10 protein-coding genes are annotated in these 12,074 nt (G+C 63.5%); 1 reads left to right on the top strand and 9 read right to left on the bottom strand.

The features are described 5' to 3' along the window. Nucleotides 1-166 precede the first annotated feature (166 nt). From CKW22_RS19650 to leuC, 9 genes are all read right to left on the bottom strand, one after another. Entirely contained in the window at nucleotides 167-787 is a 621-nt protein-coding gene (locus CKW22_RS19650) for a phosphoribosylanthranilate isomerase (RefSeq protein WP_095064837.1), read from the bottom strand. Between the two features lie 60 nt (nucleotides 788-847). Continuing rightward, nucleotides 848-1,705 (bottom strand): tRNA pseudouridine(38-40) synthase TruA, encoded by an 858-nt coding sequence (truA, locus tag CKW22_RS19645; protein WP_033700536.1) that lies wholly within the window; start codon nucleotides 1,703-1,705, stop codon nucleotides 848-850. A 128-nt stretch (nucleotides 1,706-1,833) separates the two neighbouring features. After that, nucleotides 1,834-4,593 (bottom strand): FimV/HubP family polar landmark protein, encoded by a 2,760-nt coding sequence (locus tag CKW22_RS19640; protein WP_095064835.1) that lies wholly within the window; start codon nucleotides 4,591-4,593, stop codon nucleotides 1,834-1,836. Nucleotides 4,594-4,663: 70 nt separating this feature from the next. Next, entirely contained in the window at nucleotides 4,664-5,668 is a 1,005-nt protein-coding gene (locus tag CKW22_RS19635) for an aspartate-semialdehyde dehydrogenase (RefSeq protein ID WP_095064833.1), read from the bottom strand. 151 nt (nucleotides 5,669-5,819) lie between these two features. Next, a complete protein-coding gene (asd, locus tag CKW22_RS19630; protein ID WP_033700540.1) occupies nucleotides 5,820-6,932 on the bottom strand; it encodes an aspartate-semialdehyde dehydrogenase in 1,113 nt (370 codons plus the stop codon). Nucleotides 6,933-6,995: 63 nt separating this feature from the next. Continuing rightward, complete coding sequence (leuB, locus tag CKW22_RS19625) at nucleotides 6,996-8,078, bottom strand: 3-isopropylmalate dehydrogenase (protein ID WP_033700541.1); 1,083 nt, start codon at nucleotides 8,076-8,078, stop codon at nucleotides 6,996-6,998. A 54-nt stretch (nucleotides 8,079-8,132) separates the two neighbouring features. Then, a complete protein-coding gene (locus tag CKW22_RS19620; protein ID WP_095064831.1) occupies nucleotides 8,133-8,897 on the bottom strand; it encodes a class I SAM-dependent methyltransferase in 765 nt (254 codons plus the stop codon). Between the two features lie 93 nt (nucleotides 8,898-8,990). Then, the gene (gene leuD, locus CKW22_RS19615; RefSeq protein WP_033700544.1) at nucleotides 8,991-9,635 is read right to left on the bottom strand and encodes a 3-isopropylmalate dehydratase small subunit; all 645 of its coding nucleotides are present in this window, start codon (nucleotides 9,633-9,635) and stop codon (nucleotides 8,991-8,993) included. Continuing rightward, complete coding sequence (gene leuC, locus CKW22_RS19610) at nucleotides 9,632-11,065, bottom strand: 3-isopropylmalate dehydratase large subunit (protein ID WP_033700545.1); 1,434 nt, start codon at nucleotides 11,063-11,065, stop codon at nucleotides 9,632-9,634. Before leuC ends, leuD begins: the two co-directional genes overlap by 4 nt. A 130-nt stretch (nucleotides 11,066-11,195) precedes the next feature. Between leuC and CKW22_RS19605 the strand changes: the two genes are divergently transcribed. Then, nucleotides 11,196-12,074 carry a LysR family transcriptional regulator gene (locus CKW22_RS19605; protein WP_033700546.1) on the top strand — a complete coding sequence of 293 codons (879 nt, stop codon included), beginning with the start codon at nucleotides 11,196-11,198 and terminating at the stop codon, nucleotides 12,072-12,074.

The raw sequence follows: 12,074 nt of genomic DNA, 5'->3' as shown, positions 1-12,074 counted from the left end.
GCCCTTGAGCTCAATATCTTTTATGAAACGATGATGGACCGGCCGCCGGGGCTTCCTGCGCGCCGCTCCACCGTTAATGTGTTGTTCGACCGTCGCACCGACGGCCGCCCCGCAGGGGCTGCGATAGCTATGGACGATGGTGCGCCGCCAACCGTCACATCCACTGTCACGCCTGTTTCACCGCGCGCATGAAGGCTTCGATCTTCGCCGCATCCTTGATGCCCTTGGCCTGTTCCACCCCGCCGCTGACATCCACCGCATAAGGCCGCACCTGGGCAATGGCCTGGCCGACATTCTGTGCAGACAGCCCACCGGCAAGGATGACCGGCTTGCTCAGGCGGGCCGGCACCAGCGACCAGTCGAAGGCCTCGCCAGTCCCCCCAGGTATGCCGGGCACGTAGGTGTCCAGCAGCACACCCCGGGCGCCAGCGTAAAGCCGACAGGCCGCCTCCAGGTCATCGCCTGGGCGCACCCGCAGGGCCTTGATCCAGGGGCGGTTGTAACCCTCACAGTCTTGCGGGGTTTCGTCGCCGTGGAACTGTAGCAGGTCCAGCGGAACCACTTCGAGGATCTCGTTCAGCTCGCAGCGCGAGGCGTTGACGAACAGCCCGACCGTGGTCACGAATGGCGGCAGCTCGGCAATGATCGCACGCGCCTGGCGCACGTCCACGGCGCGCGGGCTCTTGGCGTAGAACACGAAGCCGATGGCATCAGCCCCCGCCTCGGCGGCAGCCAGCGCGTCTTCGATGCGGGTAATACCACAGATCTTGCTGCGAACGTTGCTCATGGACTGCGAACCCTGCTATTGCGGTGAAAGGCCGGATGTTAGCAAATGACTTTTCGTCCGTCAGTCAGCCAATGCCTCATAGCCGGTCAGAAAGTGTGGGCCGATGTAACGCTTGGGCAATTGGAAGGCTTCGGGGTACTCCACTTGCACCAGGTACAGGCCGTACGGATGCGCCGTCACCCCGCCTTCACGGCGATTGCGCCCCTCCAGCACCTCACGTGCCCAGGTGGCTGGCCGCTCGCCCGCGCCAATGGTCATCAAGACACCGGCGATGTTACGCACCATATGGTGCAGGAACGCCGTGGCACGCACGTCCAGCACGATCATCTGGCCATGGCGGGTGACGCGCAGGTGATGGATGTGCTTGATCGGCGACTTGGCCTGGCACTGGCTGGCGCGGAAGGCGCTGAAGTCGTGGGTGCCCAGCAGGAACGCGGCGGCTTCGGCCATGCGTTCGACATCCAGCGGGCGGTGGTTCCAGGTCACCTCCTCGGCCAGGTGTGCCGGGCGGATCGGGTCGTTGTAGATGACGTAGCGGTAACGCCGCGCCGTGGCCTTGAACCGGGCGTGGAAGTCTGACGGCATCGGGCGCGACCACACCACACTGATGTCGTGGGGCAGGTTGAAATTGGTACCCAGGGTCCAGGCGCGTTCGTCGCGGATGGCGCGCGTATCGAAATGCACGATCTGCCCGCAGCCGTGTACCCCGGCGTCGGTGCGCCCGGCACAGATCACCGAGATAGGCTCGTTCGCCACTTTCGACAAGGCCTGCTCGAGGGCTTGCTGGACGCTGGGCACACCACTGGCCTGGCGCTGCCAGCCGCGATAGCGCGAGCCCTTGTATTCCACGCCCAGGGCGATACGGGAGTAGCCTTCGGCCGCGGATTCGGCGGCGGTGTCGATGATGTCCAAGAGCATGAAACCTGTGGTGAATACGCAATGGCGGGATTATAACGACAACGGCAGCCCTGTTGGGCTGCCGTTGGGGGTAACGCCTGTCATGGCGCCGTCGCCGACACGCCGGCGACAACGCTTCAGCAGTAGAATCAGACCAACCGGGACAACAGCTCCTCGGCTTCCTGACGCTGGGTCCCGTCGCCATCCTTGACCACTTCATCAAGGATGTCACGCGCCCCCTGGTGGTCGCCCATGTCGATGTAGGCACGCGCCAAGTCGAGCTTGGTGGCTACTTCGTCACTGCCAGAGAAGAAGTCGAAGTCCAGGTCATCCAGCGGCTCGGGCTCCGGCTGCGCCACTGCATCCTCAGTGGTGAAGTGCGGTTCCAGCGAAGGCGACTCGAGGTTCTGCGACAGCTTGTCCAGCTCTGCGTTGACGTCGTCCAGCTCCGAAGCAAAGCTTTTGGCGGCCGGCGAATCGTCGTCCAGCGACAGCGACAGGTCGAAATCGGACGGCAGGTCGAGCTCGGTGATCGGCTCGAACTCCGGCACGCTGTCGAAGGCGGCCAGTTCGGCGGCGACATCCACCGGGGTTTCATCGGCGACAGCCGGGGCAACCGGCTCGCTGACATCAAGGTCGAAGTCGTCCAGGTCCGCAACCGGCTGCGGCTCGGCCTGCGCCAGCATCGCTTCGAAATCAGCATCGGCTTCGGCTTGCAGCTCGGCGTCCACGACGGCCGGCTGTTGCTCTACCTGCACCTCGTCCAGTACGGGCTCATCCGGCACCGATTCATCCAGTACAGTCTCGTCCAGTACCGGCTCGTCCAACAGCGGCGCTGCCAGTGGATCTTCCTCGGGCAGGTCTTCGTCAAGGCTCAGATCGAAGGCGCTGTCCAGGTCCGATTCCTCAAGCGAAGGCATCTCGCTAAAGGCCTCGGTTTCAGGCTCGACGATGTCATCCAGCGCTGCCTCAGCGACCGAATCGGGCTGCTCCAGTACCGCTGGCTCGTCTTCCGGCTCAGGCTCAAGCGCTTGCTCTGCCATGCCCTCGGAAACAACGTCTTCAACCACCGGTGCCTCAGGCGGGTCCTGCAGCAGGCCCTGCACGTACTGCTCATCCATTTCAGCAGCCAGCGCTGCCGCGCCCAGACCGGCGGCGGCCACACCCAGCATGGCTGGGAAGCGGCCTTTGATTTCCTGAACCTGAGCCACGTTCTGTTCGGTGGCCGGCAGCACACGCTCCTGCTCGACGAACGCACTGTGATCACCCTGGCGGGCATACACTTCCATCAGCTTCAAGCGCAGCTCATCACGGCCGGGCTCTGCGGCGAGGGCGGTTTCGAGCAGCTCGGCGGCATGATTCAGACGGCCGCTTTCAACGCTCTGCTCGACCTCGGCCAGCAGCGCGGCAGTGGCGTCGGGCTCAAGCACAGGCTCGGTGACCGGGACCGCAGGTTTTTCCGCGGCGGCAGCAGCTGCGGCAGAGGCCGCGACCACGGCTGGCGACAGCGTGACGCTCGGTGCCGTAACATCCAGGCCTTCAAAGCTGTCGGAGGCCATGTCCAGCCCCGCACCCTGCTCTTCCTCAGCCAAGGCCCGCGCCATGCGCAGGTGTTTCTCTGCCTCTTCCTGAGCCTTGCGCTTGCGCATCAAGAGCACCAGCAGAAGCAGCAGCACGAGGAACGCAGACCCTGCAATCAGCCACAGCAGCAAGGGGTTGCCGAGCACATCGTCGAAGGCGCCGCGCGGCTGGGCAGCCGGCGCAGCATTGGCGGCAGGCACGTTTTTCGGCGCGGTGTCGACAGCGGCCGGCGCAGGCTTGACCACTGGCTGGGCATTTGCCGCCGGTTTCGTGGGTGCTGGCTCGCCTGGCAGCGCGGCGGCGACCGGCGCCGTACCGGCCGCGCCCTGGGCCTCAAGACGGGCCAGTTGGTTGTTCTTCAACTCGATCAGACGCTGCAGCTTGTCCAGCTGGCTCTGCAGGTCTGCCATGCGGCTCTTGAGCTCATCGTTGTCACGGCGGCTGGTGTCGAGGCTTTCCTGGGCCACGGCCAGCTTGTCATTGAGCGCCTTGGCCTGCCCTGCGCCAGCCTGGTTGCCGGGGCTGACCAGGCGCAGGTTGTCACCTTGGGCAATGCGCTCCGGCGCCGCGTCGGCAGCACCACGGCGGGTGGCGTCGAGCTGGCGGGCACGCGGCCCCAGGCGCCGGCCTTCACGCCAGGCCGCATACTGCTCGGCCACGTCGCGAACCGCTTCACCCTGAGGGATGTTCTGCACCTGTTGCTGATCGGGCAAGCGCAGTACCTGGCCAACCTTCAACTGGTTGATGTTGTTGCCAATGAAGGCGTCCGGGTTCAGCGCCTGGATCGCGATCATGGTCTGCTGTATCGAACCGCCCTGGCTGTTGCGCGCGGCAATCTGCCACAAGGTGTCGCGGCGCTGGGTGGTGTAGTTGCTCGCACCCGTCACCGCCGGCGCCACATTGGCCGCCGCCGGTTGCTTGCCCTGCGCCTTGGCCTGGTCGAGCAGGACGCTGTAGTCGCGCAGCAGTCGCCCCTGCGGCCACATCACCTGGACCAGGAACTTGACCACCGAGCCCGGCAGCGGCTGGCTGGAAGTGACGCGCAGCACGCTCCTGCCGTTGGGGTTGATCACCGGTGTGAACGTCAGGTCTTCGAGGTAAGTCGGAAAGGCCACCCCCGCCTTGCTGAACTCTTCCGGCGGCGCCAGGCTCGGCGCCACCTCGGCGGCAGTGAGGTCGCGCACATCGAGCAATTCGATCTCGGCGTCCAGCGGCTGATTCTGTGCCGACTTGAGAGTCAGCTCCCCCAGGCCCAGGGCATTGGCCATACCCGACGACAGCGCCGAGGCAGCCGCCATGGCCAGAACCAGTTTGCGAATTCGAAGCATGACCTCTTCCCTTGTATGAATCGTCCCGAAACCTGCATGCAGAGCAGGACAAAAGTGCTCGCAGTATCTTTTACAGCCTGTCTTTAATCAACAATTGTGCCACCTGCACAGCATTGAGCGCCGCGCCCTTGCGCAGGTTGTCGGTGGTCAGCCAGAGGTTGAGCTGCTGGTCTTCATCGACACCATGGCGTACACGACCAACATAGACCACGTCTTGGCCCACTGCGTCACCAACCGGGGTCGGATAATCGTCGCGCTCCACCAACTCGACGCTGTCGGCAGACTCCAGGGCCTGGTTGACCGCAGCCAGGTCGACCGGGCGACGGCTCTGCACGGCCACACTGAAGCTATCGCCGAAAAACACCGGGACTTGAACGCAGCTCACCGAAATCTTCAGTTCAGGCTGCCCGAGCAGCACGCGCAATTCGCTGACCAGGCGCCGCTCCAGCGCGGTGTGGCCCTGTTCGTCGGCGGCGCCGACCTGGGCCAGCAGGTTGAACGCCATCTGGCGGTCGAAGAAGCGCGGCTCCAGGGGGCGGGCGTTGAGCAGCTCGGCGGTCTGCCGGGCCAGTTCGCTGACCGCTTCGCGCCCCTGCGCGGACACCGCCAGCGCGGCCATCACCTGAACCCGTTCGATGTCCAGCAAGCCTTTGAGCGGTGCCAGCGCAACGGTCAGGGCAACGGCTGCGCTGCTAGGGCTGGCAATGCGTGCAGGCAGCGTCAGGCCGGCAAGGCGTTCGGCATTGGCTTCAGGCACCACGGCAAGGGCATCGTCCAGGCCGGCGGACAGGTCGATGACCGTGCAGCCTGCCTGCAGGGCCTTGCTGGCGAAGCTGCGGCTGACCGCCGCGCCTGCGGCGAAGAAGGCCAGCTTGACCTGGGCGAAATCGAAGCTGTCCACTTCGCGGACTTTGAGCTTCTTGCCGGCGAACATCACGCTGCTGCCTGCGGACTCCATGCTGGCCAGCAGGTGCAAGGTGGCGACCGGGAACGCCAGTTCTTCGAGAATCTGTACCAGGGTTTCACCGACGCTGCCGGTGGCGCCGACGACGGCGATATCGAGAGAAGGGTTCATGCTACGGGCTGCCTCAGGCGAAACGGGGAGCGGCACTTTACTCGCATTGCCCCGACGAGGCCAACACAGCCATTCGTTTGCTACCAGGCGTAACCCACCATAAAAAAACCCGCGCTGTCGCCAGCGCGGGTTTTCGGTCAAACCAGAACGATCAACGCTCCAGCAGAATCCGCAGCATGCGGCGCAGCGGTTCGGCGGCGCCCCACAGCAGCTGGTCACCCACGGTGAACGCACCCAGGTACTGCGAACCCATGTTCAGCTTGCGCAGGCGACCCACCGGAATGTTCAAGGTACCGGTGACCTTGGTCGGGGTCAGCTCTTGCATGCTGATCTCTCGCTGGTTCGGCACCAGTTTCACCCATGGGTTGTGCTGGCTGATCATGCCTTCGATGTCGGCCAGCGGCACGTCCTTGTTCAGCTTGATGGTCAGCGCCTGGCTGTGGCATCGCATGGCGCCGATGCGCACGCAGATACCGTCGACCGGGATCGGGCTCTTGAAACGACCGAGGATCTTGTTGGTTTCAGCCTGGGCCTTCCACTCTTCACGACTCTGCCCGTTCGGCAGCTCCTTGTCGATCCACGGAATCAGGCTGCCGGCCAGCGGCACACCGAAGTTCTCGGTGGGGAACGCTTCGCCGCGCATGGTTTCGGCAACCTTGCGGTCGATGTCCAGAATGGCGCTGGCCGGGTTGGCCAGGTCATCGGCCACGGCCGCGTGGGTGGCGCCCATCTGCTTGATCAGCTCACGCATGTTCTGCGCGCCGGCACCGGAAGCTGCCTGGTAGGTCATGGCGCTCATCCACTCGACCAGGCCGGCTTCGAACAGGCCGCCCAGGCCCATCAGCATCAGGCTGACCGTGCAGTTGCCGCCAATGTAGTTCTTGGTGCCGGCATCGAGCTGCTGGTCGATGACCTTGCGGTTGACCGGGTCGAGGATGATGACCGCGTCATCCTGCATGCGCAGGGACGAGGCGGCATCGATCCAGTAACCCTGCCAGCCAGCTTCACGCAGCTTGGGGAAGACCTCGTTGGTGTAGTCGCCGCCCTGGCAAGTCAGGATCACGTCGAGGGTCTTGAGTTCTTCAATCGAATACGCGTCCTTGAGCGGAGCTGTATCCTTGCCCACGTTCGGGCCTTGGCCACCGACATTGGAGGTGGTGAAGAACACCGGCTCGATAAGGTCGAAATCCTGCTCCTCCAGCATCCGCTGCATGAGCACGGAACCGACCATACCGCGCCAACCGATCAGACCTACACGTTTCATCGCAACTACACCTTTGCTAAAAGTGGGCCGCCACCGACTTAAAACGGTGGCGGGCCAGAGAGATTACAGATTCCGCAGCGCTGCGACTACTGCGTCGCCCATTTCCTGCGTGCCTACTTTGTCGCAGCCGGCCGACCAGATGTCACCGGTGCGCAAACCTTGGTCCAACACCAGGCTGACGGCCTGCTCGATGGCCTCTGCTGCAGCCTGCTGGTTGAAGCTGTAACGCAGCATCATCGACACCGACAGGATGGTCGCCAGCGGATTGGCGATGCCCTGGCCGGCGATGTCTGGCGCCGAGCCGTGGCACGGCTCGTACATGCCTTTATTGTCGGCATCCAGCGACGCCGAAGGCAGCATGCCGATGGAACCCGTCAGCATGGAAGCTTCATCCGACAGAATGTCACCGAACATGTTATCGGTCACTACCACGTCGAACTGCTTGGGCGCGCGGACCAACTGCATGGCAGCGTTGTCGACGTACATGTGGCTCAGTTCGACATCCGGGTAGTCCTTGGCCACGTCTTCGACCACTTCGCGCCACAGCTGGCTCGAAGCCAGGACGTTGGCCTTGTCCACCGAACACAGCTTCTTGCCGCGCACACGGGCCATGTCGAAACCGACGCGGGCAATGCGGCGCACTTCGCTTTCGCTGTAGGGCAGTGTGTCGTAGGCCTGGCGCTCGCCACCTTCGAGTTCACGCTGACCACGTGGCGCACCGAAATAGATGCCACCGGTCAGCTCGCGGACGATGAGGATATCCAGGCCCGAGACGATTTCTGGCTTGAGCGATGAAGCATCGGCCAGTTGCGGGTAGAGGATGGCCGGGCGCAGGTTGGCGAACAGGCCCAGTTGCGAGCGAATTTTCAGCAAGCCACGCTCAGGGCGGATGTCACGTTCGATCTTGTCCCATTTCGGGCCGCCCACGGCGCCCAGCAGCACGGCATCGGCCTGGCGCGCACGCTCCAGGGTCTCGTCAGCCAGCGGCACGCCATGCTTGTCGATGGCCGCGCCACCGATCACGTCGTGCGCCAGGCTCAGGCCCAGCTGGAACTTGTCGTTGGCCAGCTCCAGCACCTTGACCGCCTCGGCCATGATTTCCGGGCCGATGCCATCACCTGGGAGAATCAGAATCTGCTTGCTCATGCTTTCCTCTATCCATTCAAGCGCTGCGGCCAGCTCGGCCGCAGCGAAATAAACTCAGCGCTCGGCCCACAACACGATGACATCGGTGCTGAACGAGCCGTCGGCTTCAATCTGATAATACTGCCGCACTTCTTCACCCATGGCTTGCTGCAATTGGCGTATGGCCACACGCAGCGGCTCGGGCGTGCGCATGCGCTCTACCCACGAGCTCCACTCCAGGCGCAGGCGCTGACGCGTGTGGCTACGGGCGTGCAGGCCGGCTTCGCTGACCTGGCGCTGCCACTCGGCGGCAGAATAATCGCGCACGTGGCTGGTGTCGCGCAGCACTTCGACCGTTTGCAGGTAGGTGTCGAGCAACGGGCTGCCGGGTGACAGCACATCGATGAACGCCGCCACCCCACCCGGCTTCAGCACGCGGCCCACTTCGCGCAGGGCCAGGCCCAGGTCGCTCCAGTGGTGTGCCGAGTAGCGGCTGAAGACGAAGTCGAACGAGGCGTCAGCGAACGGCAGGCGCTCGGCGGCACCGCATTCGGTGGTGATATTGCCCAGGCCACGCTCGGCAGCGGCACTGGCGACCACGTCGAGCATCGACTGCGACAGGTCGTAGGCGACCACTTCCGCCACCAGAGGCGCGACGTGGAAGCTGACATGACCGGCACCACAGCCCAAGTCCAGTACACGCGCCTCGGCATGGCCTGCCAGCTCGGCTTGCAGCAGGGCGAATTCCGTGCCCTGGGCATGTACCGCGCTGCTGAGGTAGGCGCTGGCCTGTTCGCCGAACTGGCGTTGGACCACATCGGTGTGGGTGGTGCTGGTCATGGGGCAATCCTTTTGGTGTTGTGTTGCCTATGCAGGCTTCGCCGGCGAACCCGCTCCCACATCGGCAGCGTTGCCAATGAGGGAGCCGGTCAATCAGGCATCCCGGAACAGCCAGGGCTGGCTGGCGCGGTGCTTGCCTTCGAAGACTTTGATCGAATCGCTGTCCTGCAAGGTCAAGCCGATGTCGTCGAGGCCGTTGAGCAGGCAGTGCTTGCGGAAGGCATCGATCTCGAAGTGCAGCACCTTGCCATCAGGACGGGTCACGGCCTGGGCTTGCAGGTCGACGGTCAACTGATAGCCAGGGTTGGCTTCCACCTGCTTGAACAGCTCGTCGACTTCCTCATCGCTCAAGATGATCGGCAACAGACCGTTCTTGAAACTGTTGTTGAAGAAGATGTCGGCAAAGCTCGGTGCGATGACACTGCGAAAGCCGTATTCATCCAACGCCCAGGGCGCGTGCTCGCGGCTGGAGCCGCAACCGAAGTTCTCCCGCGCCAACAACACGCTGGCACCCTGGTAGCGTGCGTGGTTGAGCACGAACTCCTGGTTCAGCGGGCGCTTGCTGTTGTCCTGGTAGGGCTGGCCCACATCCAGGTAACGCCACTCGTCGAACAGGTTGGGGCCGAAGCCGGTGCGTTTGATCGACTTGAGAAACTGCTTGGGAATGATCTGGTCGGTGTCGACGTTGGCACGGTCCAATGGCGCGACAAGGCCGGTGTGCTGGGTAAAGGCTTTCATGCTGCGCTCCCTTGGATCAACTCGCGTACATCGATGAAGTGGCCCGTCACCGCGGCGGCGGCCGCCATGGCCGGGCTGACCAGATGGGTACGGCCACCGGCACCCTGACGGCCTTCGAAGTTGCGGTTGGACGTCGAGGCACAGTGCTCGCCACTTTCCAGGCGGTCCGGGTTCATCGCCAGGCACATCGAGCAACCCGGTTCACGCCACTCGAAACCGGCTTCGAGGAAGATCTTGTCGAGGCCTTCACGTTCGGCCTGCGCCTTAACCAAGCCCGAGCCCGGAACGACAATGGCCTGCTTGACGGTGGCAGCGACCTTGCGGCCCTTGGCGATTTCAGCTGCGGCGCGCAGGTCTTCGATCCGCGAGTTGGTGCAGGAGCCGATGAATACGCGGTCGAGCTGGATATCGGTGATCGCCTGGTTGGCGGTCAGGCCCATGTACTTCAAGGCACGCTCGATCGAGCCACGTTTGACCAAGTCGGCCTCGGCGGCCGGGTCCGGCACGCGCTGGTCAACCGCCAGCACCATCTCGGGTGAAGTGCCCCAGCTGACCTGCGGCTTGATCTGCGCGGCGTCCAGCTCGACCACGGTGTCGAACACCGCGTCGTCATCGGAAACCAAGTCTTGCCAAGACGCTACCGCTTGCTCCCACTGCTCGCCCTTCGGCGCGTAGGGGCGACCTTCAACATAAGCAACGGTGGTGGCATCGGTCGCCACCAAGCCGACACGGGCACCAGCCTCGATCGACATGTTGCAGATGGTCATGCGGCCTTCCATGGACAAACCACGGATAGCGCTGCCGGCAAATTCCATGGCGTGGCCGTTGCCACCCGCGGTGCCGATCTTGCCGATAATGGCGAGGACGATGTCCTTGGCGGTGACACCGGCAGGCAATTGGCCTTCGACGCGCACCAGCATGTTCTTCATCTTCTTGGCGACCAGGCACTGGGTAGCGAGCACGTGCTCGACCTCCGAGGTGCCGATGCCGTGGGCCAAGGCGCCAAATGCACCGTGGGTGGAGGTGTGCGAGTCGCCGCAGACCACGGTCATGCCCGGCAAGGTAGCGCCCTGCTCCGGGCTGATGACGTGGACGATGCCCTGGCGCTCGTCGTTCATCTTGAATTCGACGATGCCGTACTCGTCACAGTTTTCGTCGAGGGTCTGCACTTGCAGGCGCGACACCTGGTCGACGATGGCTTCGATACCGCCCTTGCGCTCTGGCGTGGTCGGCACGTTGTGGTCGGGCGTGGCGATGTTGGTGTCGATGCGCCATGGCTTGCGGTTCGCCAGGCGCAGGCCTTCGAAGGCCTGGGGCGACGTCACTTCGTGGATGATGTGTCGGTCGATGTAGATCAAGGACGAGCCGTCATCACGGCGCTTGACCTCATGGGCTTCCCAGAGTTTGTCGTAGAGCGTTTTGCCAGCCATCAGACTGTTCCTCATCAGCGTCTTTCTATGCCAAAGACCCCTTGGCTTGTACGGACGATGCTATGGCGATAGATTGAATAACTCAAATTCATAATTTTCATGCTTTGCATAACCATCAGGAATCAGAGAGATGGACCTGGCCAACCTCAGTGCTTTTATCGCCATTGCCGAAACCGGCAGCTTCTCCGGGGCCGGCGAACGCCTGCACCTGACCCAGCCTGCCATCAGCAAACGCATCGCCGGCCTTGAGCAGCAATTGGACGTGCGCCTGTTCGACCGGCTGGGGCGTGAAGTGACCCTGACCGAAGCTGGCCGGGCGTTGCTGCCACGGGCCTATCAAATACTCAATGTGCTCGATGATACTCGACGCGCACTGACCAATTTGACGGGACAGGTGAGCGGTAGACTGACCCTGGCCACCAGCCACCATATCGGCTTGCACCGCTTGCCTCCGCTTCTACGGGCCTTTACCCGGCAGTACCCCTCGGTGGCACTGGATATTCAGTTCCTGGATTCAGAAGCGGCCTACGACGAGATACTCCATGGCCGCGCTGAAATTGCCGTCATCACCCTGGCACCCGAGCCCCACCACCTGATCAAGGCGATCCCGGTCTGGAACGACGCCCTGGACTTCGTGGCGGCACCGGAGCACCCACTGGCCAGCAACCACGCGGTCAGCCTGGCCGATGTCGCCCGCCACCCGGCGGTGTTCCCGGGCGGCAACACCTTTACCCACCACATCGTCCAGCGCCTGTTCGAAAGCCAGGGGCTGACGCCGAACATCGCCATGAGCACCAACTACCTGGAAACCATCAAGATGATGGTTTCCATTGGCCTGGCCTGGAGCGTGCTGCCCCGCACCATGCTCGACGATCAGGTTGCACCCATCGCTTTACCCGGCATACAGCTGTCGCGCCAGCTAGGCTACATACTGCACACGGAGCGAACGCTATCTAATGCGGCGAGGGCCTTCATGGCCCTGCTCGACAGTCACGCAGGGTCCGCCTGA

It is taken from the genome of Pseudomonas sp. Irchel s3f19 (genome assembly GCF_900187555.1).
Taxonomy (GTDB): domain Bacteria; phylum Pseudomonadota; class Gammaproteobacteria; order Pseudomonadales; family Pseudomonadaceae; genus Aquipseudomonas; species Aquipseudomonas capeferrum.
The sequence above is the reverse complement of the archived record's forward strand: the minus strand, read 5'-3'. Positions and strand labels throughout refer to the sequence as shown.